The sequence below is a fragment of the Vibrio sp. 10N.222.51.C5 genome (assembly GCF_041474575.1).
GTDB classification, from domain to species: Bacteria; Pseudomonadota; Gammaproteobacteria; order Enterobacterales; family Vibrionaceae; genus Vibrio; species Vibrio crassostreae_C.
In genome coordinates this window covers 108,771-135,001 of record NZ_JBFRUJ010000007.1, presented here as the reverse complement: position 1 = coordinate 135,001, position 26,231 = coordinate 108,771, and the positions used below count along the sequence as shown (strand labels likewise).

At 44.2% G+C, this 26,231-nt stretch carries 28 protein-coding genes; 13 read left to right on the top strand and 15 right to left on the bottom strand.

Annotation, left to right across the window (positions count from 1 at the left end; all coding sequences use genetic code 11):
* Window positions 1–6: 6 nt before the first annotated feature.
* The 8 genes from rseP to rpsB all read right to left on the bottom strand — a co-directional run bounded on the left by rseP (window position 7) and on the right by rpsB (window position 7,598).
* Window positions 7–1,365: a sigma E protease regulator RseP gene (gene rseP / locus AB4558_RS02450; protein WP_372074710.1), complete on the bottom strand. Its 1,359-nt coding sequence runs from the start codon at window positions 1,363–1,365 to the stop codon at window positions 7–9.
* A complete protein-coding gene (gene ispC / locus AB4558_RS02445) occupies window positions 1,362–2,570 on the bottom strand; it encodes a 1-deoxy-D-xylulose-5-phosphate reductoisomerase (protein ID WP_372051864.1) in 1,209 nt (402 codons plus the stop codon). The genes rseP and ispC overlap by 4 nt, the downstream gene beginning before the upstream one ends.
* Before the next feature lie 51 nt (window positions 2,571–2,621).
* Window positions 2,622–3,464: a phosphatidate cytidylyltransferase gene (locus AB4558_RS02440; RefSeq protein ID WP_017063365.1), complete on the bottom strand. Its 843-nt coding sequence runs from the start codon at window positions 3,462–3,464 to the stop codon at window positions 2,622–2,624.
* A gap of 15 nt (window positions 3,465–3,479) precedes the next feature.
* Window positions 3,480–4,232 carry an isoprenyl transferase gene (locus AB4558_RS02435; RefSeq protein ID WP_017063364.1) on the bottom strand — a complete coding sequence of 251 codons (753 nt, stop codon included), beginning with the start codon at window positions 4,230–4,232 and terminating at the stop codon, window positions 3,480–3,482.
* Between the two features lie 98 nt (window positions 4,233–4,330).
* Entirely contained in the window at window positions 4,331–4,888 is a 558-nt protein-coding gene (gene frr, locus AB4558_RS02430; protein WP_017060741.1) for a ribosome recycling factor, read from the bottom strand.
* Window positions 4,889–4,986: 98 nt separating this feature from the next.
* Entirely contained in the window at window positions 4,987–5,718 is a 732-nt protein-coding gene (pyrH, locus tag AB4558_RS02425) for a UMP kinase (RefSeq protein ID WP_017060742.1), read from the bottom strand.
* A gap of 161 nt (window positions 5,719–5,879) precedes the next feature.
* Window positions 5,880–6,725, bottom strand: a complete 846-nt coding sequence (gene tsf / locus AB4558_RS02420) for a translation elongation factor Ts (RefSeq protein WP_017063361.1) — start codon at window positions 6,723–6,725, stop codon at window positions 5,880–5,882.
* 141 nt (window positions 6,726–6,866) lie between these two features.
* Entirely contained in the window at window positions 6,867–7,598 is a 732-nt protein-coding gene (gene rpsB / locus AB4558_RS02415) for a 30S ribosomal protein S2 (RefSeq protein ID WP_032546326.1), read from the bottom strand.
* A 457-nt stretch (window positions 7,599–8,055) separates the two neighbouring features.
* Here rpsB and map point away from each other — a divergent pair, with 457 nt between their 5' ends.
* The 3 genes from map (at window position 8,056) to AB4558_RS02400 (ending at window position 12,257) form a co-directional block, all read left to right on the top strand.
* Window positions 8,056–8,934: a type I methionyl aminopeptidase gene (gene map, locus AB4558_RS02410; RefSeq protein WP_372074712.1), complete on the top strand. Its 879-nt coding sequence runs from the start codon at window positions 8,056–8,058 to the stop codon at window positions 8,932–8,934.
* Between the two features lie 136 nt (window positions 8,935–9,070).
* Window positions 9,071–11,692 (top strand): bifunctional uridylyltransferase/uridylyl-removing protein GlnD, encoded by a 2,622-nt coding sequence (glnD, locus tag AB4558_RS02405; protein ID WP_372074714.1) that lies wholly within the window; start codon window positions 9,071–9,073, stop codon window positions 11,690–11,692.
* A gap of 181 nt (window positions 11,693–11,873) precedes the next feature.
* A complete protein-coding gene (locus AB4558_RS02400) occupies window positions 11,874–12,257 on the top strand; it encodes a DUF3461 family protein (protein ID WP_004734354.1) in 384 nt (127 codons plus the stop codon).
* A 154-nt stretch (window positions 12,258–12,411) separates the two neighbouring features.
* Here the strand turns inward: AB4558_RS02400 and truC are convergent, their stop codons facing one another.
* A complete protein-coding gene (gene truC, locus AB4558_RS02395) occupies window positions 12,412–13,161 on the bottom strand; it encodes a tRNA pseudouridine(65) synthase TruC (protein WP_017060745.1) in 750 nt (249 codons plus the stop codon).
* Complete coding sequence (locus tag AB4558_RS02390) at window positions 13,161–13,475, bottom strand: YqcC family protein (RefSeq protein WP_017063358.1); 315 nt, start codon at window positions 13,473–13,475, stop codon at window positions 13,161–13,163. Before AB4558_RS02390 ends, truC begins: the two co-directional genes overlap by 1 nt.
* A gap of 87 nt (window positions 13,476–13,562) precedes the next feature.
* On the opposite strand from AB4558_RS02390, the gene AB4558_RS02385 reads away from it, so the two are divergent.
* On the top strand, window positions 13,563–14,603 hold the full coding sequence (locus AB4558_RS02385; RefSeq protein ID WP_017060747.1) for a DUF3549 family protein: 1,041 nt from the start codon (window positions 13,563–13,565) through the stop codon (window positions 14,601–14,603).
* Between the two features lie 84 nt (window positions 14,604–14,687).
* Window positions 14,688–14,996: a DUF3301 domain-containing protein gene (locus AB4558_RS02380; protein WP_017060748.1), complete on the top strand. Its 309-nt coding sequence runs from the start codon at window positions 14,688–14,690 to the stop codon at window positions 14,994–14,996.
* Here AB4558_RS02380 and AB4558_RS02375 read toward each other — a convergent pair.
* Entirely contained in the window at window positions 14,962–15,480 is a 519-nt protein-coding gene (locus AB4558_RS02375; RefSeq protein WP_017060749.1) for a GNAT family N-acetyltransferase, read from the bottom strand. The two genes, AB4558_RS02380 and AB4558_RS02375, sit on opposite strands and share 35 nt — an antisense overlap.
* A gap of 768 nt (window positions 15,481–16,248) precedes the next feature.
* On the opposite strand from AB4558_RS02375, the gene AB4558_RS02370 reads away from it, so the two are divergent.
* Together AB4558_RS02370 and AB4558_RS02365 are read left to right on the top strand one after the other, a co-directional pair.
* A complete protein-coding gene (locus AB4558_RS02370) occupies window positions 16,249–16,536 on the top strand; it encodes a hypothetical protein (protein ID WP_372074716.1) in 288 nt (95 codons plus the stop codon).
* Window positions 16,537–16,590: 54 nt separating this feature from the next.
* Complete coding sequence (locus tag AB4558_RS02365) at window positions 16,591–17,034, top strand: YaiI/YqxD family protein (RefSeq protein ID WP_017063355.1); 444 nt, start codon at window positions 16,591–16,593, stop codon at window positions 17,032–17,034.
* Window positions 17,035–17,146: 112 nt separating this feature from the next.
* Here the strand turns inward: AB4558_RS02365 and AB4558_RS02360 are convergent, their stop codons facing one another.
* The 3 genes from AB4558_RS02360 to AB4558_RS02350 all read right to left on the bottom strand — a co-directional run bounded on the left by AB4558_RS02360 (window position 17,147) and on the right by AB4558_RS02350 (window position 19,507).
* Window positions 17,147–18,733: an AbgT family transporter gene (locus AB4558_RS02360; protein ID WP_010436458.1), complete on the bottom strand. Its 1,587-nt coding sequence runs from the start codon at window positions 18,731–18,733 to the stop codon at window positions 17,147–17,149.
* Window positions 18,734–19,121: 388 nt separating this feature from the next.
* On the bottom strand, window positions 19,122–19,247 hold the full coding sequence (ykgO, locus tag AB4558_RS02355; RefSeq protein ID WP_010436457.1) for a type B 50S ribosomal protein L36: 126 nt from the start codon (window positions 19,245–19,247) through the stop codon (window positions 19,122–19,124).
* Window positions 19,247–19,507, bottom strand: coding sequence for a type B 50S ribosomal protein L31 (locus AB4558_RS02350; protein WP_136982694.1), 261 nt, complete (start codon window positions 19,505–19,507; stop codon window positions 19,247–19,249). The genes ykgO and AB4558_RS02350 overlap by 1 nt, the downstream gene beginning before the upstream one ends.
* Before the next feature lie 123 nt (window positions 19,508–19,630).
* On the opposite strand from AB4558_RS02350, the gene tsaA reads away from it, so the two are divergent.
* From tsaA to AB4558_RS02320, 6 genes are all read left to right on the top strand, one after another.
* On the top strand, window positions 19,631–20,326 hold the full coding sequence (gene tsaA, locus AB4558_RS02345) for a tRNA (N6-threonylcarbamoyladenosine(37)-N6)-methyltransferase TrmO (RefSeq protein ID WP_017063354.1): 696 nt from the start codon (window positions 19,631–19,633) through the stop codon (window positions 20,324–20,326).
* Between the two features lie 101 nt (window positions 20,327–20,427).
* Window positions 20,428–22,143: a proline--tRNA ligase gene (locus tag AB4558_RS02340; RefSeq protein WP_010436451.1), complete on the top strand. Its 1,716-nt coding sequence runs from the start codon at window positions 20,428–20,430 to the stop codon at window positions 22,141–22,143.
* 190 nt (window positions 22,144–22,333) lie between these two features.
* Window positions 22,334–23,023, top strand: coding sequence for a tellurite resistance TerB family protein (locus AB4558_RS02335; protein ID WP_017063352.1), 690 nt, complete (start codon window positions 22,334–22,336; stop codon window positions 23,021–23,023).
* A gap of 164 nt (window positions 23,024–23,187) precedes the next feature.
* Window positions 23,188–23,391: a YaeP family protein gene (locus AB4558_RS02330; protein ID WP_008222923.1), complete on the top strand. Its 204-nt coding sequence runs from the start codon at window positions 23,188–23,190 to the stop codon at window positions 23,389–23,391.
* A 1-nt stretch (window position 23,392) separates the two neighbouring features.
* Window positions 23,393–23,584 carry a DUF4250 domain-containing protein gene (locus AB4558_RS02325; protein WP_004738555.1) on the top strand — a complete coding sequence of 64 codons (192 nt, stop codon included), beginning with the start codon at window positions 23,393–23,395 and terminating at the stop codon, window positions 23,582–23,584.
* A 230-nt stretch (window positions 23,585–23,814) separates the two neighbouring features.
* On the top strand, window positions 23,815–24,141 hold the full coding sequence (locus AB4558_RS02320) for a hypothetical protein (protein ID WP_017072003.1): 327 nt from the start codon (window positions 23,815–23,817) through the stop codon (window positions 24,139–24,141).
* Between the two features lie 499 nt (window positions 24,142–24,640).
* Here AB4558_RS02320 and glyA read toward each other — a convergent pair whose 3' ends face one another.
* Window positions 24,641–25,891 carry a serine hydroxymethyltransferase gene (glyA, locus tag AB4558_RS02315; RefSeq protein ID WP_017066387.1) on the bottom strand — a complete coding sequence of 417 codons (1,251 nt, stop codon included), beginning with the start codon at window positions 25,889–25,891 and terminating at the stop codon, window positions 24,641–24,643.
* Window positions 25,892–26,231 lie beyond the last annotated feature (340 nt).

Sequence of the window (26,231 nt, the reverse complement as noted above, 5' to 3'; positions counted from 1 at the left end):
AACCATTCACAGACGAGTAAAATCGTTAAATATTGCCAGAGCCATCAATGAGAAGAGGATTGCCCCTCCCACTCTGTATCCCATTTCCTGAACTTTCTCAGGTACCGGTTTACGAGTAACGGCCTCAATAGCGAAAAACAGCAAATGTCCGCCATCAAGCATAGGCAGCGGAACCAAATTAATAATCCCTAAGTTAACACTAATCAGAGCCAAAAAGCCCAAGAAGTAAACCAGACCATAATCGGCGGTTGTACCTGCACCTTTAGCGATTGAAATAGGGCCACTCAAGTTGTTTAAGCCAACATCACCAACGATGAGCTTCTTAAGCATTGTCAGTGTCAATCCAATGATTTGACCTGTTTTATCAAATGCTTTTCCTACAGACTCAATTACACCAAATTGTAACTCAAAGCGATAATCTTCTGGCCATTCTGCGACTTCCGGAGCAATACCTGCATAGCCGATTGTCGAACCATCAGAAAGCTCTCGACTTTTTGGTGTCATAACCAATGACTGCTCGGCACCATTTCGCAGGACTACAAGGTCCAAGGATGTCATCGGGTTTGAACGGATTAACTCAACAACCGACTGCCACTGTTCAATAGGTTGCCCGTTAATCTCAACAATTTTATCGCCAGCTTCAAGACCTGCATCGTATGCAGCGCCATCATCAATGATTTGAGCCAGTACGGTCGATATCTCTGGAGAATACGGTCTAAAGCCCAGCGTTGTCATTGCAGATTCAGTTTCTGGGTTGAACGACCAGTCTGAAATATCCAATGTCATTTGTTGCTCAAAGCCGATGTCGTCTTGAGAAGCAACCGTCACTGTCATGGATTGATCACCAATGTGCGATATCAACCCCATATTGACTGATTCCCAATCTGCGGTTTTGATTCCTGAAATAGATTTAAGTTCCATTCCAGTTTCAATTCCGGCTTGTGCAGCAATAGATTGTGGAGTGACTTCACCAATCACGGGCTTAACCGCGGGTACGCCAATCAAAAATACTAACCAATACGCGAACACCGCAAAGATAAAGTTGAATGCAGGGCCTGCACCCACAATCGCCGTTCGTTTCCAAAGCGGCTTCTTGTCGAAAGCGTATTGCTGTTGATCTTCAGAAAGATCGTCAACACGACCATCGAGCATCTTAACGTAGCCGCCCAGTGGAATCACTGACAAGCTGTATTCCGTACCATCACGGCCCACTTTACTCCAGATTGATTTACCAAAACCAATCGAGAATTTTTCAACTTTCACACCACAACGACGAGCGACCCAGAAGTGTCCAAACTCATGAACAGCAACCAGAATGCCAAGCGCTACGATAAAAGATGCGAAGTTCCACAGAATTCCACTCATGCTAGCTGCTCTTTAATAAATTGAATGGCTATTTGACGAGACATATTATCGAGCTCGAGAAGGCTTTCCAAGCTATCTAAACCCTCAGAGTTATGTTGTTCACATACTTTGCTCATAACGTGTTCGTTAATGACAGCAATATCGGTAAACTTCACCTGATTGTTCAAGAAAGCATCGACCGCGATCTCGTTTGCTGCATTAATGGCTGTTGTCGCATGCTGACCTAAGTAGCACGCTTCAATCGCTAACCTCAAACACGGGTAACGACTGAAATCTGGTTCTAAGAAGGTAAGCTCACCCACTTTAGTAAAGTCTAAAGGCTTAACACCCGCCTCGGTACGATTAGGGTAAGACATCGTCAAAGCGATTGGCGTTGCCATATCTGGTTCGCCCATTTGAGCAAGCACAGAGCCATCCTTGTACTGAACCATCGAGTGAATCACAGACTGCGGGTGAATGATGACCTTTAACTGCTCCTGAGAAGCATTAAATAGCCATTTCGCTTCAATGTACTCTAGCCCTTTATTCATCATAGTTGCTGAATCAACAGAGATCTTAGGCCCCATAGACCAGTTAGGGTGTGCAATTGCGCGTTCAGGAGTCACTGATTCGAGTTCAGCCACATCGGTATAACGGAAAGGACCACCAGAACCAGTCAGAAGAATATGGTTAATGCCGTTTTCTTCAAGGTTACAGCGGCCTAGGTTAGTTTGTACGTTCTGCGGAAGGCATTGGAAAATAGCATTATGCTCGCTATCGACAGGAAGCAGCTCTGCACCGTATTTTTCCACGGCGTCGATAAACAACTGCCCAGACATCACCAAAGCTTCTTTGTTTGCAAGCAAGATACGCTTGCCCGCTTTAACCGCAGACATAGTAGGAAGTAAACCAGCGGCACCAACAATCGCGGCCATTACCGTGTCCACTTCCTCTAGAGAAGCAACCTGACACATGCCTTCAGTGCCTGAAAGTACTTTTACGTTAGGGGAACTCACGGACAACACTTCAGTCAGTTGAGACGCTGCATCAGAGCAAGCCATAGCAACATAGCTTGGTTGCCACTTTTCAACTAACGCCAGCATCTTTTCAACATTCGAGCCTGCAGCCAGTGCCACGACCGAATAGAGATCTGGGTTTTGCTCAACGACTTTTAGTGTACTTGCACCAATTGAGCCGGTAGCGCCAAGGATAGTTAGATTTCGCATCACATATGACCGTAGAAATGTAATAAAGGGCAGAATCACTGCCCTTTTTTATTAGAATGCTAAATAAAGCAGAGCAAAGACAGGGAATGCAGCCGTTAAGCTATCTATTCTATCTAGTATACCACCATGACCAGGAATCAGATTACTGCTGTCTTTCACCCCAGAAACACGCTTAAACATGCTTTCAACAAGGTCACCTAGAACAGAAATAACAACGGTCACAAGGGTAATAACAATCATGTGAAGTGGGCTTGTGAATTGGATGTCAAACAAGTCAGCAAAGATCCAAGCCACGATCACCGCAGTAATAATGCCACCGATAAGACCTTCAATCGTCTTATTAGGGCTTACCGCTGGTGCCATTTTACGCTTACCAAAACTCTTTCCTGAAAAGTATGCGCCGCTATCTGCAGCCCAAACAAGCAAGCAAACAAACATCACCAGTTTAGCACCGTGGTAAGGATCAGCATCGATACCGTTAGCACGCAGGATAACCACACTCCAGAAGAATGGCAGCAGAGTCAGCACACCAAAGGCGTGACGAAGAAGAGAAGAGTCTTTCCATGCAGGCATAGACTTAGGATAAGTCACCGCCATGCCACTCGCGATTACCCACCAAATCGAGCCAATCGTTAGAATGGCGTAGTGAGCAGTAGACAAGTTATTAAGGCTAAATGCATCAAAAGGGATAAAAGCAAAACTTGCAGCACTTACCACAACCGTTGGAATCAACGCTACATAACGTGATTTGCTTTCAACAAACTGAGTCCACTCCCAAAAACCCAATAGCGAGATTACCGCTAGTGAAAGAATAAATGTAGGAAGTGATAACTCGAAAATACCTAGAATAACTAGGGGAGCTAAAATCAACGCCGTAATAATTCGTTGTTTCAAACCAAAAAATCCTTATTAACTGTCCATCAGAGCTTTAATTTGCTCACCGGTGCATCCAAAACGACGCTCACGGTTAACAAACCAAGTCACAGCTTCTACTAAGCTGTCTTCATTAAAGTCTGGCCAGAATTGTTCAGTGAAATACATTTCGGCGTAAGCCAACTGCCAAAGCATAAAATTACTAATGCGGCATTCGCCACTGGTACGGATAAGTAGATCGACTTCAGGAATATCTGCCATTGTCAGGTGCTGTGTAATCATAGCTTCATCAATGTCATCTACATTAATATCACCAGACTTTACCTGTTGAGCAATAGAGGTCATTGCTTGCTGAATATCCCACTTACCGCCGTAGTTAGCTGCAATATTAATAACCATACCCGTATTGGTGCTAGTCAAAGCTTCCGCTTCTTCTATCTTCTTTTGTAGTCGATCATTGAAACGACTTTTATCACCAATAACACGAAGTTGTAGATTATTTTTATGAAGCTTTTTAACTTCACTCGACAGCACTGAAATAAACAGTTCCATCAAGATACCGACTTCTTCTTCAGGACGACGCCAGTTTTCGCTACTAAATGCAAAAAGAGTAACGGCTTTAATGCCAAGTCTGGCTGCAGAAGAGATAGTTTTACGAACGGCTTGAACACCGTTTTTATGGCCAAAGACGCGAGGCTTGCCCTGAGCTTTTGCCCAGCGACCATTACCATCCATAATGATAGCAATGTGTTTAGGAAGAGAGTCTGTGAACGCTTGAGAATTATGCATAAAAGAGTGAATCAAATTCTAATAGTCGAACAGAGTAGCATAAAAAAACGCTGCACCGTGAGTACAGCGTTTTTCCGGAAAGAAAAGAATATGGAAAATTAAACTTCCATCAACTCTTTTTCTTTAACAGCTAGAACTTCGTCTACGTTCTTAACCGCAGCGTCAGTTAGCTTTTGAATTTCGTCTTGTGCTTTACGATCTTCATCTTCAGAGATTTCTTTATCTTTAAGAAGTGCTTTTAGATCGCCATTCGCGTCACGACGGATGTTACGGATAGCAACACGGCCACCTTCAGCTTCGCCACGAACGATTTTAACTAGGTCTTTACGACGCTCTTCCGTTAGCGGTGGAAGTGGAACACGGATAACTGTACCCGCAGACATAGGGTTTAGGCCTAGGTCAGATGTCAGGATTGCTTTTTCAACTAGAGGAGTCAGCGTTTTATCAAACACTGTAATAGCTAGTGTACGTGCATCTTCAGCGATAACGTTAGCTACTTGAGTCAAAGGCGTTGGAGCACCGTAGTACTCAACAGTAAGACCAGAAAGTAGGCTCGGGTGCGCACGGCCTGTACGAATCTTTTGCAGGCTGTTTTTTAGTGCATCAACACTTTTTACCATGCGCTCTTGAGCGTCTTTTTTGATTTCGTTAATCACAATTTCACCTTGATTATGTTCTTTCTTCAAGAAAGCTTTTTATTTGGAGTGATAAGGATAAGCTTGCCAAGGTACAACACCTCAGTAAGCCCGAAAAATTAGTCAGCGTCGCTGATTAATGTACCTTCAGTTTCACCCATAACCACGCGACGTAGTGCGCCTGGTTTATTCATGTTAAATACACGGATTGGCATTTTGTGATCACGTGCTAGCGTAAATGCAGCCAAGTCCATTACTTTAAGTTCTTTATCAAGAACCGTGTTGTAAGACAACGTATCATACAACTCTGCGTCTGGGTTTGCTACAGGGTCAGAAGTAAATACACCATCTACTTTTGTCGCTTTTAGAACTACGTCAGCTTCGATTTCGATACCACGTAGACATGCAGCAGAATCCGTAGTGAAGAATGGGTTACCCGTACCAGCAGAGAAGATCACAACGCGACCTTGACGTAGTTGGCTGATTGCATCTGCCCAGTTGTAGTCGTCACACACACCTTTAAGAGGGATTGCAGACATTACACGTGCGTTTACGTAAGCACGGTGAAGAGCGTCACGCATTGCAAGGCCGTTCATTACCGTTGCAAGCATACCCATGTGGTCACCAACAACGCGGTTCATGCCAGCTTCAGCAAGACCAGCACCACGGAACAAGTTACCGCCACCGATAACAACACCAACTTGAACGCCTAGTTCAACCAATTCTTTTACTTCTTGAGCCATACGATCAAGGATCGTTGGGTCAATACCAAAACCTTCTTCGCCTTGTAGCGCTTCACCGCTAAGTTTTAACAGAATACGTTGATACACTGGTTTAGGGTTCGTAGTCATGGAGTTTACCTTCCAAAGAGTTGATGATTAACAGTCATGGATAAAAACTGAGTAAGTCAGTTTGCATTCATAACCACTAACGTTGCCTTCAAAAATAGTTCACTATTCATAAAAAGACCGCAGCATTTGCCACGGTCTTTTTTCAAACAATACGCTAAGGATTAACCTTTTTGTACCGCTGCAACTTCGTCAGCGAAGCTCATTTCAGCAGCTTTCTCGATACCTTCACCAACTTCTAGACGTACGAAGTTAGATACTGCAGCGCCTTTTTCTTTAAGGATTTCGCCAACAGTTTTCTTAGGTTCCATGATGAAAGCTTGACCAGTTAGAGAGATTTCGCCCGTGAATTTCTTCATACGGCCGATAACCATTTTCTCAGCGATCTCTTGAGGCTTGCCTTCGTTCATAGCGATTTCAACTTGAACTTCTTTCTCTTTAGCAACTACGTCTGCTGGTACGTCTTCTGGGTTAACAAACTCAGGACGAGAAGCAGCAACGTGCATAGCAACGTGCTTAAGAGTTTCAGCTTCGCCTTCACCAGCTACAACAACACCGATTTTCTCACCGTGACGGTAAGAAGCTAGTGCAGCACCTTCAACGTAAGCTACGCGACGGATGTTGATGTTTTCGCCGATTTTAGCAACTAGAGCAACGCGAGTTTCTTCGAACTGTGCTTGTAGCTCTTCTACAGAAGCTTTAGAAGCTACTGCTGCAGCTGCAACTTCTTCTGCAAACGCAGTGAAGCTAGCATCTTTTGCTACGAAGTCAGTTTGGCAGTTAACTTCAAGAAGAACAGCTACACCGTTCTCTTCTTTGATGATGATTGCGCCTTCAGCAGCAACGTTACCAGCTTTCTTAGCTGCTTTCGCTGCGCCAGATTTACGCATGTTTTCAATTGCTAGTTCGATGTCAGCGTTTGCTTCTACAAGCGCTTTCTTACATTCCATCATGCCAGCGCCAGTGCGCTCGCGAAGTTCTTTAACTAGAGCAGCAGTTACAGTTGCCATTCTCTATTCCTCGGTTGATTCGAAAATAAGGTAAAAATCAGGGGCCAAAACGAGGCCCCCGATCTAACTATAACTTAGCTTACATTTAATAAAGATTTCAAAATCTATATTAGCTAAGCCAAGCGTGATTCAGAGCCGCTATTATTCAGCTTCTACAAAACCATCTTTTTCAGCAGCTACAGCAGCAACGTCTTTGTTACGACCTTCTTTAACCGCGTCTGCAGCAGCGTTTAGGTAAAGCTGTACTGCACGGATTGCATCGTCGTTACCTGGGATAACGAAGTCAACGCCGTCTGGGTTAGAGTTAGTATCAACTACAGCGTAAACTGGGATACCTAGGTTGTTTGCTTCTTTAACTGCGATGTGTTCGTGATCAGCATCGATTACGAATAGAGCGTCTGGTAGGCCGCCCATGTTCTTGATACCACCAAGAGACTTCTCTAGCTTCTCCATTTCACGAGTACGCATTAGAGCTTCTTTCTTAGTTAGCTTGTCGAAAGTACCGTCTTGAGCTTGCGCTTCAAGTTCTTTCAGACGCTTGATAGACTGACGAACAGTTTTGTAGTTCGTTAGCATACCGCCTAACCAGCGGTTGTTAACGTAGAACTGGTTGCTGTTTACAGCAGCTTCTTTAACAGCTTCAGATGCAGCGCGCTTAGTACCAACGAAAAGAACTTTACCTTTCTTCTCACCAACTTTAGCGATTTCTGCTAGAGCTTCGTTGAACATTGGTACAGTTTTTTCTAGGTTGATGATATGTACTTTGTTACGAGCACCAAAGATGAATGGCTTCATTTTTGGGTTCCAGTAACGAGTTTGGTGACCGAAGTGAACACCAGCTTTAAGCATATCGCGCATTGATACAGTTGCCATTTTAAAATCCTCTATGGGGTTAGGCCTCCACATCCCCCATGAATCCGACCCCTAACAACTAACCACTTTTCAGCCGTTATCTGTGTTGTTGAGGCACCCCGGAACATGTGTCGGAATGTGTGTGATTTAAAGAAATAAGTTAGTGGACATAAAGCTTGTTTCGCCAATTGGAGAAAACAGTCCTGATGTCCGGCGCGCTTTATACCATATTTTGTCTATCTATGGCTAGAAAAAATTCTAAAAATGGCGACTGCTATACTGATCTCTAAAGGTAAATTTTCTCTATAAAATAGTGTCTATATCAAGCAGGTTCTGCATCTGTTAACCGAACATTATTTAATCACGTTAACAGTATCCTCCAGTATTGTACGGACATGGTAATGTTGCGCTAAATTGCTGCACTGATAGAATAGCCCCAATATGCACACTTAGGTGCTACCAAATTAAGAGATATGCAATGGCTGTAAAAATTAAAACTGCTGAAGAAATTGAAAAAATGCGCGTCGCCGGCAAGCTGGCCGCTGACATTATTGAGATGATCGAACCTCACATCCAAGTGGGTACCACGACGGAAGAGCTCAATACGCTTTGTCATGAGTACGCTCTAGAAAGAGGTGCATACTCTGCGCCACTCGATTACCACGGTTTCCCTAAGTCAATCTGTACGTCTATCAACCACATCGTGTGTCACGGCATTCCAGCATCACAAGATGAGACAGGTAGCACAGGTCAATTCAAACCTGCAGTATTGAAAGATGGCGATATTCTAAACGTTGATATAACTGTGATTGTTCCTGATGATGAAAATGCAGACCTAAGCGTTCGTCCACAAGGTTACCACGGTGACACCTCTAAGATGTTCCTAGTGGGTGAGGTTTCACCTGCAAACAAGCGTCTGTGCATGGTTGCTCAAGAAGCACTTTACGAAGGCATGCGCCAAGTTAAGCCAGGTGTTCAACTTGGTCAAATCGGTACTGCTATCGAGAAGTACATAAAAACAAACAACAAGAACAACCCACGCGCTAAGTTCTCTATTGTTAAAGATTACTGTGGCCACGGCATCGGCTCTGAGTTCCACGAAGATCCACAAGTGGTTCACTACAAGAACAGCGACCGCACTGTGCTAAAAGCTGGCATGTGTTTCACTATCGAACCAATGATCAACGCGGGTAAGTTTGGCTGTCGTCTCGATGACGAAGATAGCTGGACAGTGTACACCGCTGACAGCAAGAACTCGGCACAGTGGGAACACACATTGGTTGTGACTGATACAGGTTGTGAAGTACTAACCCTGCGCAGCGATGATACTATTCCACGTATCATGAAGAACGCTTAGTTCATTAAACTGAACGAATCGGCCTTTTAAAAATATCCTCGCATTGTCGAGGATATTTTTTCCGCTCAATTTCGATTTTCCACCAGCTTCTGGTAAATTGTTTACTATTCTCATTTGCTTGCACGGATAGCAAACTATGCCTTATCAATGCCCTCTTACGTTCAATGATGAACAAATTGAAATCTGCGAATTAAAAAATCAGCTCGAAATCTTCACGCAGTATCAAAAAAATGAATTTCTAAATCATCATCCAGTTACTGATTTAGTACTATTGCGATCCAAATACATGGATTTGCTTCTCAGTCGATTATGGGAACATTTAGGCTTTAATAAACTGCCACATATTTCCCTTGTCGCAGTGGGTGGATATGGTCGAGGTGAACTTCACCCGTTATCGGACATTGATATTCTCATTGTCTCGCAAAAAACACTACCACCAGCTCTTGGTGAAAAGGTCAGTCAATTCATTACTCTACTTTGGGATTTAAAGCTCGAAGTTGGCCATGCTGTGCGAACTATTACTGAGTGTCTCGATATCGGCACCGATGATTTAACCGTCGCGACCAACCTACAAGAGTCGCGATTGTTATGTGGTAGTGAAGACACTTTCCAAGAACTAAAACTGAAGATTCATTCCGATTCATTTTGGCCAAGTGAGACGTTTTACAAAGCCAAGATTCAAGAACAGAGAGAGCGTCATGCTCGCTACCACGACACCACCTATAATTTAGAACCGGACATCAAATCGACTCCGGGAGGGCTCAGAGACATCCATACCCTGAGCTGGGTTGCGCGTCGCCACTTCGGCGCGACCTCTTTGTTAGAGATGAGCAAATACGGCTTTCTGACCGATGCTGAATATCGTGAGCTCGTTGAGTGCCAAGATTTTTTATGGCGTGTTCGCTTTGCATTGCATATTGAACTGCGCCGTTACGACAACCGTTTAACGTTCGCGCATCAAGCTCAAGTCGCTGAACATCTGGGTTATACGGGTGAAGGAAACCGTGGTGTTGAGATGATGATGAAAGAGTTCTACCGAACCCTTCGTCGTGTTGCTGAACTGAATAAGATGCTGCTTAAGCTGTTCGATCAAGCGATCATCAATGGCGGTCAAACCCAAGACGCTGAAATTCTCGATAGTGATTTCCAACGTCGAGGTTCGTTGATCGAAGCGCGCAAGCCTGCCCTATTCCAAGCAAGACCAGAAACCATTCTCGATATGTTCATCCATATCGCCAATGACTCGACTATCGAAGGGGTAAGTCCACCAACATTGCGACAACTGCGTACGGCACGCCGTCGATTGAACCGATTCCTGCATACCATTCCTGAAGCTCGTGACAAGTTCATGGATCTAGTTCGCCACCCTAATGCCCTGCACAAAGCCTTTAGCTTAATGCACAAATTGGGCGTGCTCTCTGCGTACTTACCGCAGTGGAGCCAGATCGTTGGTCAGATGCAGTTTGACCTATTCCATGTTTACACCGTGGATGAGCACAGTATCCGCCTGCTCAAGCACATCAACCGCTTTGGTCAAATCGAAAACCACGATAAGCACCCTATCTGCTGTGAAGTCTATCCTCGAGTACAGAAGAAAGAGTTGCTGATCCTTGCCGCTATCTTCCATGACATCGGCAAAGGCCGCGGCGGAGACCACTCTGAGATAGGTGCGGTTGAGGCTTACTCTTTCTGTATTGAACACGGGCTATCGAAGCCTGAAGCCAAACAAGTCGCGTGGTTGGTACAAAATCACCTATTGATGTCAGTAACGGCTCAACGTCGTGATATCTACGACCCAGATGTGATCACCGAATTCGCCAAAAAAGTGCGTGATGAAGAATCACTCGAGCTACTGGTTTGTTTAACCGTTGCCGATATCTGTGCGACTAACCCTGAGCTATGGAACAGTTGGAAACGAACCCTGTTAGCTGAGCTGTTCCACTCAACGCAGCGAGCACTGCGCCGCGGCTTGGAAAACCCTGTCGATGTCAGAGACCGTATTCGTCACAACCAACAAATGGCATCAGCACTGCTGCGTAAAGAAGGCTTCACCGCTCGTGAGATTGAAGTGTTGTGGCAACGCTTTAAGGCCGATTATTTCTTGCGTCACACACATAAACAAATCGCTTGGCACTGTGAGCACTTACTTCGCCTAGAAGACCCAAGCCAACCGTTAGTGCTGATCAGTAAGAAAGCGACGCGCGGTGGCACAGAAGTGTTCGTTTATTGTAAAGACCAAGCAGCACTGTTTGCGACCGTGGTTGCCGAACTCGACAGACGTAACTTTAACGTTCATGACGCGCAGGTCATGGTTAGCAAAGATGGTCATGTTTTGGATACCTTTATCGTACTAGACCAGCACGGCGAAGCGATTGATGAAGCAAGACACAAAGCCGTTGCTAAACATCTGACTCATGTATTGACTGATGGCCGCCCGACTAAGATTAAGACGCGTCGCACGCCACGTAACTTGCAACACTTTAAGGTCAAAACCTTAGTTGAGTTCCTACCAACCAAGAGCAAGAAACGTACCTTGATGGAGTTAAGAGCTCTTGATACGCCGGGGTTATTGGCTCAAGTCGGTGCAACCTTTGCGGAGCTAGACATCAACTTGCACGGTGCCAAAATCACCACCATAGGTGAGCGAGCAGAGGATCTGTTTATTCTGACCAGTGAAGCGGGAGGAAGGCTGTCTGAAGAACAAGAACAGGCACTAAGAGAACGATTAACCGAGCACGTTTCTGAACTCGCACCTTAGAAAGCGAATTCAGTCTAAAAACAGGTTTAATAACCAAATAAGTGTGGGCAAAGATAGAGAGCGATCTTGCCCACAACTTACAATCAATTCACAGATATCAACTATCTAGCTCGTCGTTAGGCTGCTACATTGATCAAGTCAATTACATAAAAGTATTACATTCATAACCTAGAGGTCGCTTATGTATCCAAACCTCACTGGCTTAGGTATCCACGAACCTAAACAGATTGAACGTTACTCCCTTCGCCAAGAAGCGCACAAAGATATCCTGAAGATTTACTTTCGTAAGCAGAAAGGGGAACTGTTCGCGAAAAGCGTTAAATTTAAGTACCCACGACAAGTAAAAAGTGTGCTTGTTAGCGGTGGCAATAATCAATACAAAGAAGTGACAGAGATTAACCGCAACCTCACTCTTGTGATTGATGAACTCAACAAAATCACCAAACCGACGCCAACGGCTGAGGTGGATGTGAAGCAGAAGATCCTTACCGACTTACGCCATCTAGAGAAAGTGGTATCAAGCAAGATCGCTGAGATCGAAGCTGATCTAGAAAAGCTAAAATGATCCCGCGACTAACTATTACTGTTAACTAACCAACATTAGTTATGCCGTTAAGGTTATACAGATACAAAAAGGGCTGATATCACTATCAGCCCTTTGTTTTTTTATTCTATTTTCTCTATTCACTTAGACTGGAGATTGCCTAAACACGCGAGACTTACTTAGACAAGCAAGTTTGAGCATCGATTAAGTTAGTATCCCACTCAAAGGTTTCAAACAACCTTAGCCAAGTTTCATCAAGGTTGGCCTTCATCACCAACTCTTCTTTTGTGAAAGGATGGATAAAGCGAAGCTCAGAAGCGTGCAACAACAAACGATGCGAATCTAAATCATCACGGAACAGTCGATTGTGCTTACCATCACCATGTGAAGTATCACCGACAATCGGATGTCTTAGATGAGCCATGTGACGACGCAGCTGATGTTTGCGACCTGTCTTTGGCATCATCTCAACCAAGCAGTAGCGGCTCGTAGGAAAGCGTCCTGTTGAATATGGTACTTCTACTTTTGCTAGCGGTTCATAGACTGTCACTGCCTCTTGCGCTTCTTTGTCTTCTTTCGCGAACTTATCTGCGATCTTATCCAGCTCAACCTTAAGTGCATAATCGAGCGTATCGCCCTCTTCTATCCAACCACGGACAATCGCATGATAGGTTTTTTGCATCTCATGATTAGCGAACATTGGCATCACCTGTGAAGCAACCTCACTCGACAACGCAAACACCAACACACCCGATGTCGGTCTGTCTAAGCGGTGTAATGGAAATACATGCTGACCAATTTGATCGCGCAATGTCTGCATAACAAATTGCGTTTCGTGTTTATCCAACCATGAACGATGCACTAGCATGCCAGCGGGCTTATTCACCGCGACAAAGTACTCATCTTGATAAATGATCTCTAACATTACGCACATACCTCATCAATGCTCTGAATTGTCACTAGCAGTTCGACTTTGTCTGCCTCATTTTTCCACACTTCACCAAAATAAGGATGGATAGCAAAGCCTTTCGGTAGGCTCATTTGGGCATCCATCATTGCGTTGATCTTAACGATAAAGATCCACTGCAACCACTCTTCCGGTTGTAACGAATCAATCCCGAAAGGTTCAACGCTCGCCAGAGCTTCATCCGAAGGCGGAAGCGTGCTCCATAGCGAACATTGGCGCATTTGTTCTTCTAATTGTTGAAGTAAAAGAGGTAACTTTGTGGCTGCTGTCATTTTTCACCAAGTTATTTATCTAGTGACCTTGAAATTGGGGCATAGAGTACCATCTATTTAGGAAAGAAAGTTAGGAGCTTTATTACTATGGAAACGATTCACACGCTCACTCAGTTACTAAAGAATAGCGGTTGCCAGTACGATATCTACGACCTAGGTCGCCGTATTCAGAAGATCGACAACACCTTATTCTCTGATGTTGAGCAAGGGAAACAGCCGTACCCATTTCCACTTCAGAAACAAGCTCACTTAGCGATTAGTTACTGGAACGAACACAAGCAACCTTGGATCTGGTTCCTAAAATTCAAACTGGACGAAAGAGGCCTATTACATCAAGGTGATGTCGGCAATTTCCTTAAGTTTGTTATCGAAGCGATGGGCACACGTTTGAACGGTGAGATCAGCGAAGAGCAACAACAAAAGCTGTCAAACAACCCATATACCTTCAAGCCTTCAGAAGACAAAATGGCCGTGTTCCATAGTCAAGTAAGAGCAGGTTTAGACCTTGCAACGAGCCAATACTACGAACACGCTCAACACTACTTCACAGGCGATCTAGGCTGGGACAACTGGAAAACCGTTGGCCTACAAGGCATCACTGATATGTGTGCTCGTTTAGGCAGCCAACAAAATGGTGTCGCGATTCGCAAAGCATTGAATAAGCTGCCTTCAGAACCTCTATACGCGACTCTCGGGGCGCTTGAGCATACGCAAATCAATGACAAGCTCGCTCAACGCTTACAAGAAATGGCAGAGAATGAGATTAACAGTCAAGAGCCAGATCTGTTCTTACTGTCAGCACTGGTACGTGCCCTTTCTGGCGCAGAGCAAAGCACAACCAACGCCGTAATTAACCAAGTTCTGGCTAGCCCGCGCTTAAGCCACCAAGAAGTATTGATTGGTTTGGCTGGTCGCAGCTGGCACGCACTGCAAGATCCTGCGATTGCTGAGCAGTTCTTGCTGCGTCTCGCACAAACGGGCAACCAAAACTTGTTCAATCAGTTATTTGCAGATTTAGTGATGATTCCGACACTGAGAATGGTATTTTTACCATTATTGAACTCGAACCCATCACCAGAACTCGCCAATGCACTTGTAGAATTACAACAAGCGGCTAAGTCGCAATAGATACCAGACAGAACAGCTCAGTAGCTCATAACAAAAAGCTCAAATCACGAACGGAATAGAGAGATAAAAGGAAGTATGGATTAAATGATAGATAACTTATTGGCTATTTTGATGCTGTGCTTCTTTTGCTTTCTGTTTTGGCAACAGCGCAGGCAATCCGAGCTTGCGAAAGCTGCCATTGCGAGAAAATGTAAAGAGCTCGACTTACAGCTATTAAGTGTTGCCTTTAGTGGTCATAAACTTAAGATGCGCCATGAGCTCACCACCATTTGGCGCTGGCACACCGTGTATCAATTTGAGTTTTCAGCGTTAGGTGATGACCTGTACCAAGGGAAACTGACCATGGTGGGCTTCCGTTCTATGCGGTTTGAGCTACAGCCTCATAGAATGTAACGTCGCAATACGCGGTATAACTATATTCATGATAAGGGCCAAACTGATCTTGTTTGGTCTCTTTAAATGCAAAGCCTAACTTTTCAAGTAACTTAATTGATGGGTTATGACCAACATTAACGGTCGCGACAACATTCGTTAGGTGTTCTTCAAAACAAACCAAACTAAAGAAAGGTTTTAGCACTTCACTAGCAAGGCCTTGATTCCAAAACTCCTTGTCCAGAATAAATCCCAGTTCATGCTTCCCTTCTTCAGACGAAACAAACAAATGCCCGAGGTATTCGCGGGTTTGGTTGTGGATAATGGCTCGGCAAAAACCAACGTTGTCGTTCAGTATTTCTTGAAATAGGTGTTTTGCAGAGGCAATAGAATGCGGCCCGTTCATTTCAGCACGATTGATGGGGCAGCAATTCAACTTGATAAAGTCATGTTCTAACTGCTCGGTATAAGGTACCAACAGCGTTCTTGAGGTTGCTATCGTCATAAAACACTCCTTGTGTTGACCATTAGCAGAAAAGCAGATGTCGCGTGCTTAGATAAAAGCTCCTGAATTAAAGAGAGCCCCTAGATAGAGAAAAAGCCTTAGGAAAAGAAAAGCCCCGACACCGAAGTGTCAGGGCTAGGGTCTTACTCGCAGCAGTCCGGCTACTAATTAATGCTCCATGCATCATCCATAATAGTGGCTGTAATCCTTCAGCTCTTTCCTTTACTTCGCCGTCCTAGCGGTGTCCAATCATCCTGAAAGCTAACAATCCTAGTTAGCGCACATCACTTGTTCCGTGAGCGGTGTCCTTTACATCGTCCTGATGCTAATCCAACCCTTTAATCCTAAAGGTGTCCATTGTCATTCCGTTGCAGCTAACTTCCTGTTAACTGACTGTATCCCTACAATGTCCTTACGCTCCATGCTTGATCACTCAATCCTAAGTAACCAAATCTTCATCCTGAAGATAACCAAATCCTTGGTGCTTTCCTGTTCCGTGTCAGAATCCTTCCGACAAGGTTTAATTTACGCGATTTAGGATTTCGGACAATAGATTTGCATCACATTTTGAATTCAAGAAAGTTGTTAATTATATAAAACAATTAAAATTCAACACCTTAACCATGTGCACATCAATCTCTCTAGCGATGTATTCGTGTTATCTCACAACCTTTGTAAGAGATCTCTCACAAGCCATGGGCGGTTTTATGATTCGCTATCATTCACCAGAGCGAGTAAAATGACTAAAGACTAAAAATGGAGATCAACATGCTGACAAAAGATGTTTCTGAAGAGTTGAAATCAGTGCTTGAAGGACTGCAAGAGCAAGGGAAAGAGCCGACAGTTGCTTTAGTTAAGGCTCGTATGAGCACATCCGTTCCGATGCCCGCTTTAATCACGACCATCAAGAGCTGGAAAAGCGCAAATCGTGTTCCTAAAGTTGAAGTCGCGACACAAGAAGAGCCAGCACTTGATCGTGTTAGCCAACTGGAAAAGCAAATCCTTGAACTCACTGCTCGCGTTGCCATGCTTGAAGCTAAACTAACTGATCAATAAGGCAACTGAGCAATAAGTTGACCGATAAATAAGCTAACAGAGAAATAGAACACTATGAAGATATGGGTTGATGCGGACGCTTGTCCAAAGGTTATCCGAGAAACAATCGTACGCGCAGCTGAGCGCACAGGGGTTGAATGTACCTTTGTGGCAAACCATCTGGTTCCCGTTCCTAAACGCAATAACATTCACTCAATTCAAGTGCCAAGCGGGTTTGATATTGCTGATGATGAAATCGTAAAGCGCACTGAACCCGGCGATCTTGTGATTACATCCGATATCCCTCTGGCTGACGAAGTGATCACTAAAGGTGGGCAAGCACTCAGCTCTCGTGGTGAGCTTTACACCAAAGAGACCATTAAAGCGCGTCTGAACATTCGTGACTTTATGGATACCATGCGCTCAAGTGGCATCCAAACGGGTGGACCAAGTGCCCTTTCTCAAACCGACCGTCGTGAGTTTGCCAACCACTTAGATAGAATTCTAGCCAAACGCTAGCTGGCTCATCCGAGCTTAACCTAGTTCTATCTCTCCATAAAAAATCAAAAAACCTGCAAACAATGCAGGTTTTTTTAATATCAATTAGAAGAAGGTTTCCCCTACTCTACAACTAAGGCGTGTAGTACGTTGCAGCGCCTGGACCTACTGGTAGACCGAATACGAATACCCATAGGTAGAACAAGATGCTCCAACCAAACATGAATACCATTGAGTAAGGCAACATTGTCGCGATCAGTGTACCGATACCTAGGTTCTTCATGTAGCGAGTTGCTACGGCAAGGATAAGACCGAAGTAGCTCATCATTGGTGTAATGATGTTGGTTGTTGAATCACCGATACGGTAAGCCGCTTGAATCGTTTCAGGTGCGTAGCCTACTAGCATTAGCATTGGAACGAAGATTGGCGCTGTTACTGCCCACTGTGCAGAAGCTGAACCGATCATCAGGTTAATGAAACCACACATTAGGATGAATGCGAAGAACAACATTGGACCCGTTAGGCCGATATCCTGAAGGAATGTTGCGCCGCCTACAGCAACCACTTGACCAAAGTTCGTCCACTTAAAGAAAGCAACAAACTGTGCAGCAAAGAATACAAGAACGATGTACATGCCCATTGAAGACATCGACGTTGCCATTGCATTAATCACATCACGGTCATTCTTCATTGAACCGGTAATTTTGCCGTAAACAAAACCAGGAATAGCAAAGAATACAAAGATAAACGCGACGATACTTTTCAGGAATGGAGAGCCTGAAATCGTGCCCGCCTCTGAACGTAGAACACCGTCAGCAGGAACAACAGTCCAAGCTAAAAGCGCACTCACGATTAATACAGCGACACCCGCCAATCTAAGGCCTTTCTTCTCAATAGCAGTAAGCTTACCCATTGAGTCATTTGAAAGATCTTCAGACGCGTCTTCGACATTGTATTTACCCAGTTTAGGTTCAACAATCTTCTCTGTTACCAATGCGCCGGCAATCGAGATAAAGAAGGTCGAAATAAACATGAAGTACCAGTTTGATTCAGGGCCAACAGAGTAAGATGGATCAAGCATTTGTGCTGCTGTTTCTGTGATACCAGAAAGCAGTGGATCAACCGTACCGATAAGTAGATTTGCAGAATAACCACCAGATACACCAGCAAATGCTGCCGCTAGACCTGCTAATGGGTGACGACCCAATGAGTGGAAAAGCATTGCTGCAAGAGGGATAAGTACTACGTAACCCAGCTCTGAAGCCGTGTTAGAGATAATACCGGCAAATACCACGGTTACAGTAACCATGCGCTGAGATGCGCCCATTACCATGCCGCGCATTGCCGCAGATAATAGACCTGAGTGCTCAGCAATCGCAACACCTAGCATTGCAACAAGTACAGTACCAAGTGGCGCAAAGCCAACAAAGTTCGAAACTAGATTCGTTACGATGAGTTGTAAGCCTTCAGCATTAAGTAAGCTTACAACGTGGATCATACCATCAGCAGCACGACCACTAGCACCTTCAGGGCGAGGGTCCATGACAGACACTTCAAAGTAACCAGCAATACCTGAAGAAACTAGGATTGCGACACAGAAGATAGCAAAAAGAGTGATTGGGTGGGGTAAAAGGTTCCCCAAATATTCAACGCTGTCTAAAAAGCGCGTGAAAATAGGTTTTTTTGGTGCGTTGTTTTTTATTGAAGCAGATGAACTCATCTGTTCCCTCCTTGTGTAGTGATTCCTGTGCAATTGTGACAAAGATGTTCAAATTGCCAGCGAAGGGTACGCGACAAAAATATCAATTAGAAATTCAAAATGTTACAAAGTGTGTAACAAACGACGACTTTTAACTCTATTTGAACAATTAATTAGCAAATAAATCTATATTAAACACAAAAACTAGATTTATAATTTACAACAACGCATTCACTAGAAATATAACTCACAATATAACCCATTGATTCACTTGAAAATAAAATACATCGTACGTTAAATACACACTCGATATCCGGTTAAGTTCCTCTCGAAGGAAAAGAAAAACAGACAAATGAATGAAGTTTGACTTTCCCCTCGTTTTTACACACATGTCACATCATATTGACGGTTATTTTTGAACCGCTTTAAATCTTGGATTGGATTTACAGATCACATAGTGACGCCCTCTACGCTTAACTATCTGGCAATCAGGGTGACGGCTTTTCGCACTTTTAAGTGATTTAACAACTTTCATTATTTAGCTCCCTTACCTAATTGACCAAAACGACGAGTGAAGTTCGCAACGCGTCCCTCTTTATGTAGCACTCGTTGTTTGCCCGTATAGAAAGGATGCGACTTTGGCGACACCTCAATCGTGAAGTAAGGGCAAGTATTGCCGACTTCCCATTCGATAGTACGGTCTGTTTTTAGCGTTGAGCCGATTAAGAAGTACTCATCGACACTGGTGTCATGAAAAACCACGGGACGGTAATCTGGATGGATATTCGGTTTCATTGTATTCCCCTTAAATAACCAACTTGATATGTTATAACACTACAAGTGACAATTGTTATCAAAAGAAAAACAAGCGATTTTATGATATTTTCCGTCTTAATCGTAATCAGAGAACACCCAACTATGTACACAATTGAACCTGTTGGCTTTATTGAGTCTCCTTATAAAGAGAAGTTCGCTGTGCCAAGGCAGCCCAGGTTGGTACCCACATCCACCTCAAGAGTCAGATTGGTTGATGCAGCAAACTGCCTTGAGTCTGTTCGTGATATAGAGCAATTTAGCCATGTTTGGTTACTATTTCTGTTCGACAAGAACCTTGAAGCAGGCTGGAAACCAACTGTGAGGCCACCTCGCCTTGGCGGGAATGAACGTATTGGTGTATTCGCGTCACGTGCCACATTCAGACCAAATGGAATTGGCATGTCTGCGGTTGAACTAAAAGGTGTGTCTCAAGAGAAAGGACAGACTTGGTTGGATCTCGGCAGCGTCGACTTAGTAGACGGTACACCGATCATCGACATCAAGCCTTATATCCCCTATTCAGATTCGATTCCGGATGCATTGGGAGGGTTTGCCGCCGATGAACCAGAAGTGCTCGACGTTAACTTTTCGCAGCAAGCGCAAAGTAAGCTCGCAAGCCATCCACAAGCGCGCCATATCATTCAGGTGATCAAAGAAGTATTAGGCCAAGATCCGCGACCTGCCTATAAAAAAGGCAAGCCTGACAACAAGGAATATGCGGTAAATTTGTTCAATCTTAACGTGAAATTCGTGGTTGAAACGCTTTTCATCAATGTAACTGACATTGAACGCTTTTGAGATCCCAAATAGGCTGATATTATATGCGGCTATATCAGATTTGCTGTGGTTACGAACGACAGCAAGTTTTCTTTTATCAATGATGAAACGGATACCATAGAATGCGTACCAGTAACTACCTTCTTTCTACTCTGAAAGAGACTCCAAACGACGCAGAAGTTATCAGCCACCAGCTGATGCTACGTGCAGGTATGATCCGTAAGCTAGCTTCAGGTTTATATACTTGGCTACCTACTGGTCTACGTGTACTGCGTAAAGTCGAAAATATCGTTCGCCAAGAGATCGATAATGCAGGTGCCGTTGAAATCTTGATGCCCGTAGTTCAACCGTTTGAGCTTTGGGAAGAGACTGGCCGTTCTGAAAAGATGGGGCCTGAGCTACTTCGTTTCACAGACCGTCACTCTCGTCCATTTGTTCTTAGCCCAACAGCTGAAGAAGTGGTAACGAGTCTAGTACGTAACGAGATCAGCTCTTACAAACAGCTACCTCTAAATCTGTACCAAATCCAGACTAAATTCCGTGATGAGCGCCGCCCTCGTTTTGGCGTAATGCGTGCACGTGAATTCTCTATGATGGATGCGTACAGCTTTGATATCGACAAAGAAGGCTTAGAAAAGTCTTACCAAGCGATGCACGATGCTTACTGTAAAGCATTCGACCGCATGGGCCTTGAATACCGCCCGGTATTAGCAGACTCTGGCGCAATCGGCGGCAGCGGCTCTCAAGAGTTCCACGTTCTTGCTGAAAGCGGCGAAGACCTAATCGCATTCTCTTCTGAATCTGATTACGCAGCGAACATCGAGAAAGCAGAAGCACTAGCTCCTACTGAAGAAGTTGCAGCGCCTACTCAAGAGATGGAATTGGTTGATACGCCAAACGCAAAAACAATCGCAGAACTTGTAGAGCAGCACGGTCTAGCAATCGAGAAGACAGTTAAGACTCTATTCGTTAAAGCATCTGATGAAGTAGAAGCAGATATTATTGCTCTAATCATCCGTGGTGACCACGAGCTTAACGAAGTGAAAGCAGAAAACCTTCCACAGGTTGCTTCTCCGCTAGAGATGGCTTCTGAAGAAGAAATCCGCGCACTTGTTGGTGCAGGTCCTGGTTCACTTGGACCTGTTGGCCTAGAGCTACCATTCATCGTTGACCGCTCTGTTGCTGTAATGAGCGACTTTGGCGCTGGTGCAAACGTAGATGGTAAGCACTACTTCGGCATCAACTGGGGTCGTGACGTTGAGCTGGCTCAAGTTGAAGACCTACGTAACGTAGTTGAAGGCGACCTAAGCCCATGTGGTCAAGGTACTATCCAGCTTAAGCGTGGTATTGAAGTTGGTCACATCTTCCAACTAGGTAATACTTACTCTAAAGCAATGAACTGTAACGTGCTTGGCCCTGATGGTAAGAGCGTAATCCTAGAAATGGGTTGTTACGGTATCGGTGTTTCACGTGTTGTTGCATCTGCTATCGAGCAAAACCACGATAAATTCGGTATCACTTGGCCAGACGCACTAGCGCCGTTCCAAGTTGCTATCGTACCAATGAACATGCACAAATCTGAGCGCGTTAAAGAAGCAGCTGAGAAGCTATACGCTGAATTAACAGCTATGGGTATCGAAGTTTTATTCGATGACCGTAAAGAGCGCCCTGGTGTTATGTTTAAAGATATCGAGCTTGTGGGTATCCCTCACACTATCGTTATCGGCGATCGCAGCATGGACGAAGGTAACTTCGAATACAAAAACCGTCGTACTGGTGATAAAGAAGCTATCGCAATGGACACGGTTATCGAGCACCTTAAGGCTCAACTAGCTTAGTAATCCGATTACTGACTAGATAAACATTGAAAGGCTGCCGTTAGGTGGCCTTTTTTGTGCCTGTCATTTCGCTTCAAACTCCCTTCTATTTATCAGTAGAGTAAATAACGTAAGTTAATCCCCTGTTCATCTTTAAATCCGTATATTGGTGTCATCAACTTTTTGGACATGCTCACCATTGGAGGTATCGATGGATATCAAAAGCTTACTGAACCAAGCACTTAAATCAGATCTCGTAAAACAAGGTACTCAGCAACTTTCACAAGGGTCTTCAAGTTTAAGTGGCCTTTCTCAAGGCAGCAATAGCAAGAGTAGCAGTAAAAGTACACTCGGAGCCTTCGGTGCAGGCGCAGTTGGCGGAGGACTGTTAGGTGCGTTAATGGGCTCTAAGAAGACTAAGAAAATGGGTAAGAAAGCGGCTGGGATTGGCGGCGCAGCAGCACTGGGCGCTTTGGCTTATAAAGTCTACAACGACTACCAGTCCAAACAAGGCCAGACACCTAACGCCGAACAGGCTCAGTTTGATGAAAATGATGCAAACCACAGCGTGCTGATTCTACGATCGATGATTGCCGCGTCTAAAGCTGATGGCCATGTTGATGAAGAAGAGATGGCTAAGATAGAGCAAGCCGTCGAGAATATGGGCGCTGATTATCAACTGACTAAATTGGTCTCTGAAGAACTGCATAAGCCACTCGACCCAAGCGAAATCGCTCAACTGGCAACGTCACCTCAACAGGCGAGTGAGATCTACTTAGCCTCTTTGATTGTGGCCGACGAACAGAATTTCATGGAAAAGGCGTACCTGAAAGAGCTCGCGAAACAGCTCAATCTTGCTGATGAAGTCACCTATCAACTTGAACAACAAGTCTCTGGCTAATCGGCAAGTACCAAACGAAGCCGTAAAGAACGGCCTAAGCAGCGAGCTAACCAAGTGAGATATTGAGCAAGGACAAACTAACTCTGAACTTAATCAGATCCACTTTGTTTTTGCTTATCTCTATGTGTATATTGAGATCAGTTATCATTTGGTTAGGTATAAAAATGAAAGTATACGATTGTTGTGATTTGGTGCGTGAACTGTATTCTCAAATTGGCAGTGGCGACCAAGGCTATATCCCTAAAGCGATCACCTGCGCGGTAAAAACATTGAATGACCTTGCTGCAGATGAATCTCTTCCTAAAGAAGCGCGTGAGCGTGCAGCCTTTGCCGCTGCAAACCTGCTGATCTCAGATTTCGAGGACTAATATGAACCTCGCTAATTTTGAAAAAATGGATCCTGTAATGTTGATGAGTATCGTCAACATGAAGCTACGTGACGACTTCGGTGGTGATTTGGATCGAGTGGTCAACTTCTACGAGATCGACAAAGCAGCATTGATCGCAAAGCTCGCGTCTGCTGGTTTTGAGTATCTTCCAGAAGCTAAACAGTTTCGATAGTCGTTAAAAAAATCTTCCTATTTAAAGGCCAACCTCTGTGTTGGTCTTTTTTTTGGTGATACGTAACAAGCAAACATGCAGCAAACCCGTTATAAATTATCTGTCTGCACCTATACTTTTATATCTTAGAGTCAACGAACGCGCCTTGAACCAAAGCGTATTGTTGTATAGGCTACCCAAACTAGCATATAAAACTCATCACCCAACTTGATGATAGTGAAGGATTAACAATGAAAAGACTCGGACTTTTAGCCGTTATCGCAGCCGCACTCACCGCAGGTTGCGCTTCAAATACTCAGCAAGACAACTTTCGCGAAGCCTCTTTTGAGCTGTGTAATACTGAAGTCGATATTTACTCTGTAAGCCATGATGAACGAGTTCGTATCGTCTGTTCTGATGGCTCTAAATTCGCTTTGAACAGCGAAGACACATTAGAAGTGATGCGTGACATCAACATCGACTACTGTGATGGCGAAGGCCTAGGTAAGTTCAGTGAAAGCCGCCACTACTACTCTTTCAAGTGTAAGTCAGGCACCCTACTTAGCATCAAAAAGTAGAATCGACACTACCAAATACCAAAGGGTTAATGTGAAAGCATTAACCCTTTTTAATACCCGCTTTTCTTTACTCTTAATCCCAAATCCACCAGCCACCAGATACAAAAAATAGCTCCTTTAAAGAAGCCTCTAGTATCATTGCTTTTCAAAGTAGTTGTTTGAAATTCTAAGAGAGCACGCAGAGATTACGGGTGTAAGTGAGCATGCTCGACAACAATTTTAAAACTTCCAAGTACAAAAAAGGCCCCTATTAAGGAGCCTCTAGTATCAATATTTTTCAAAGTAGTTGTTTGAAATTCTAGGAGAGCACGCGGAGCTTACGAATGTAAGTGAGCATGCTCGACAACGTAATACCCAAAAAAACAAAAAAAGCTCCCAACAGGAGCCTTTCAAATCGTATTTTTCAATCAAATAGCTTTAGTTCAAGGAAAAGGCGCGGAGTTTACGAATGTAAATGAGCACCTTTGACACAGAAATTAAGCTATTTGAGCCAGAAAAATTAAGCGTAAACAGGTAGACGCTTACAGATCTCTAGTACTTTTGCTTTAGTCGCTTCGATAACAGACTCATCACCCATGTTATCTAGGATGTCACAGATCCAACCTGCTAGCTCTTTCGCGTCTGCTTCTGAGAAACCGCGACGAGTGATAGAAGGAGAACCGATACGGATACCTGAAGTAACGAATGGGCTACGTGGGTCGTTTGGTACTGAGTTCTTGTTTACAGTGATGTTTGCTGCACCTAGTGCTGCATCTGCTTCTTTACCTGTGATGTCTTTGTTGATTAGGTCAACTAGGAACAGGTGGTTCTCTGTAGAACCTGAAACGATGTTGTAACCACGAGCTAGGAATTCAGCAACCATTGCTTTTGCGTTAGCAACAACGCGTGCTTGGTATTCTTTGAACTCTGGCTCTAGAGCTTCTTTGAACGCTACTGCTTTACCAGCGATAACGTGCATTAGAGGACCACCTTGGCCGCCTGGGAATACTGCTGAGTTCAGCTTCTTGTAAAGATCTTCGCCTTCGTTAGAAAGGATTAGACCACCACGAGGACCCGCAAGCGTTTTGTGCGTCGTTGTAGTTACTACGTGAGCGTGTGGCACTGGGTTCGGGTAAACGCCTGCAGCGATTAGACCTGCTACGTGAGCCATATCTACGAACAGGTAAGCACCTACTTTGTCAGCGATTTCACGCATGCGCTTCCAATCACAGATTTGAGAGTAAGCAGAGAAACCACCGATGATCATCTTAGGCTTGTTCTCGATAGCCAGCTTTTCCATCTCTTCGTAATCGATTTGACCCGCTTCATCGATACCGTAAGGGATGATGTTGTAAAGCTTACCAGAGAAGTTTACTGGAGAACCGTGAGTTAGGTGACCACCGTGTGCTAGGCTCATACCTAGAACCGTATCGCCTGCATTTAGTAGTGCCATGTATACAGCGTTATTTGCTTGAGAACCTGAGTGAGGCTGTACGTTTGCGTACTCTGCACCAAATAGTTCACATGCACGTTCAATTGCTAGAGTTTCAACTTTGTCTACGTACTCACAACCACCGTAGTAACGCTTGCCTGGGTAGCCTTCAGCGTATTTGTTTGTTAGCTGAGAACCTTGAGCTTCCATTACACGTGGGCTTGTGTAGTTTTCTGAAGCGATAAGTTCGATATGCTCTTCCTGACGAAGAGTTTCTTCTTGGATAGCTGCGAATAGATCCGCATCGTAATCAGCAATGTTCATGTCACGCTTAAGCATCTGTATCTCCTGACTCAGATTGTACTGAAAGTTTCAAAAAAACCACACAACGACCGAAAGCAAACGTTTCCGTCACCGTTTTGATGTGACGCATTCTACATAATTTGATCTAGGTCATAAAGAGCTAATTGCAATTTTATCATGCAGTTTTTTCATAATCACATATAAGATTCATCATGGTTATTTGGCTTATCCAACCAAAGATGGCGCTTACTGTCAATTTTACGCTTTACACCCTGTAAAACGCAGATTACATAGGTTTACCTTAATTTTGCCCCTCAAGCTACCGAAAGCTAAGGTTTTTCTCTACTATGCACGCCTTTATTGGTTAGGTAATTAT

What these genes read in the sequence shown, in the direction of transcription:
- AB4558_RS02335 (WP_017063352.1), top strand. Translation starts at nt 22,334, where the DNA reads ATGGATATCAAAAGCTTACTGAACCAAGCACTTAAATCAGATCTCGTA.
- tsaA (WP_017063354.1), top strand. Translation starts at nt 19,631, where the DNA reads ATGTACACAATTGAACCTGTTGGCTTTATTGAGTCTCCTTATAAAGAG.
- AB4558_RS02390 (WP_017063358.1), bottom strand. Translation starts at nt 13,475, where the DNA reads ATGACAGCAGCCACAAAGTTACCTCTTTTACTTCAACAATTAGAAGAA.
- AB4558_RS02365 (WP_017063355.1), top strand. Translation starts at nt 16,591, where the DNA reads ATGAAGATATGGGTTGATGCGGACGCTTGTCCAAAGGTTATCCGAGAA.
- AB4558_RS02380 (WP_017060748.1), top strand. Translation starts at nt 14,688, where the DNA reads ATGATAGATAACTTATTGGCTATTTTGATGCTGTGCTTCTTTTGCTTT.
- AB4558_RS02330 (WP_008222923.1), top strand. Translation starts at nt 23,188, where the DNA reads ATGAAAGTATACGATTGTTGTGATTTGGTGCGTGAACTGTATTCTCAA.
- AB4558_RS02435 (WP_017063364.1), bottom strand. Translation starts at nt 4,232, where the DNA reads ATGCATAATTCTCAAGCGTTCACAGACTCTCTTCCTAAACACATTGCT.
- AB4558_RS02325 (WP_004738555.1), top strand. Translation starts at nt 23,393, where the DNA reads ATGAACCTCGCTAATTTTGAAAAAATGGATCCTGTAATGTTGATGAGT.
- AB4558_RS02400 (WP_004734354.1), top strand. Translation starts at nt 11,874, where the DNA reads ATGTATCCAAACCTCACTGGCTTAGGTATCCACGAACCTAAACAGATT.
- glnD (WP_372074714.1), top strand. Translation starts at nt 9,071, where the DNA reads ATGCCTTATCAATGCCCTCTTACGTTCAATGATGAACAAATTGAAATC.
- rpsB (WP_032546326.1), bottom strand. Translation starts at nt 7,598, where the DNA reads ATGGCAACTGTATCAATGCGCGATATGCTTAAAGCTGGTGTTCACTTC.
- truC (WP_017060745.1), bottom strand. Translation starts at nt 13,161, where the DNA reads ATGTTAGAGATCATTTATCAAGATGAGTACTTTGTCGCGGTGAATAAG.
- AB4558_RS02320 (WP_017072003.1), top strand. Translation starts at nt 23,815, where the DNA reads ATGAAAAGACTCGGACTTTTAGCCGTTATCGCAGCCGCACTCACCGCA.
- AB4558_RS02375 (WP_017060749.1), bottom strand. Translation starts at nt 15,480, where the DNA reads ATGACGATAGCAACCTCAAGAACGCTGTTGGTACCTTATACCGAGCAG.
- tsf (WP_017063361.1), bottom strand. Translation starts at nt 6,725, where the DNA reads ATGGCAACTGTAACTGCTGCTCTAGTTAAAGAACTTCGCGAGCGCACT.
- ykgO (WP_010436457.1), bottom strand. Translation starts at nt 19,247, where the DNA reads ATGAAAGTTGTTAAATCACTTAAAAGTGCGAAAAGCCGTCACCCTGAT.
- pyrH (WP_017060742.1), bottom strand. Translation starts at nt 5,718, where the DNA reads ATGACTACGAACCCTAAACCAGTGTATCAACGTATTCTGTTAAAACTT.
- AB4558_RS02340 (WP_010436451.1), top strand. Translation starts at nt 20,428, where the DNA reads ATGCGTACCAGTAACTACCTTCTTTCTACTCTGAAAGAGACTCCAAAC.
- ispC (WP_372051864.1), bottom strand. Translation starts at nt 2,570, where the DNA reads ATGCGAAATCTAACTATCCTTGGCGCTACCGGCTCAATTGGTGCAAGT.
- rseP (WP_372074710.1), bottom strand. Translation starts at nt 1,365, where the DNA reads ATGAGTGGAATTCTGTGGAACTTCGCATCTTTTATCGTAGCGCTTGGC.
- AB4558_RS02370 (WP_372074716.1), top strand. Translation starts at nt 16,249, where the DNA reads ATGCTGACAAAAGATGTTTCTGAAGAGTTGAAATCAGTGCTTGAAGGA.
- glyA (WP_017066387.1), bottom strand. Translation starts at nt 25,891, where the DNA reads ATGCTTAAGCGTGACATGAACATTGCTGATTACGATGCGGATCTATTC.
- AB4558_RS02385 (WP_017060747.1), top strand. Translation starts at nt 13,563, where the DNA reads ATGGAAACGATTCACACGCTCACTCAGTTACTAAAGAATAGCGGTTGC.
- AB4558_RS02350 (WP_136982694.1), bottom strand. Translation starts at nt 19,507, where the DNA reads ATGAAACCGAATATCCATCCAGATTACCGTCCCGTGGTTTTTCATGAC.
- AB4558_RS02360 (WP_010436458.1), bottom strand. Translation starts at nt 18,733, where the DNA reads ATGAGTTCATCTGCTTCAATAAAAAACAACGCACCAAAAAAACCTATT.
- map (WP_372074712.1), top strand. Translation starts at nt 8,056, where the DNA reads ATGGCTGTAAAAATTAAAACTGCTGAAGAAATTGAAAAAATGCGCGTC.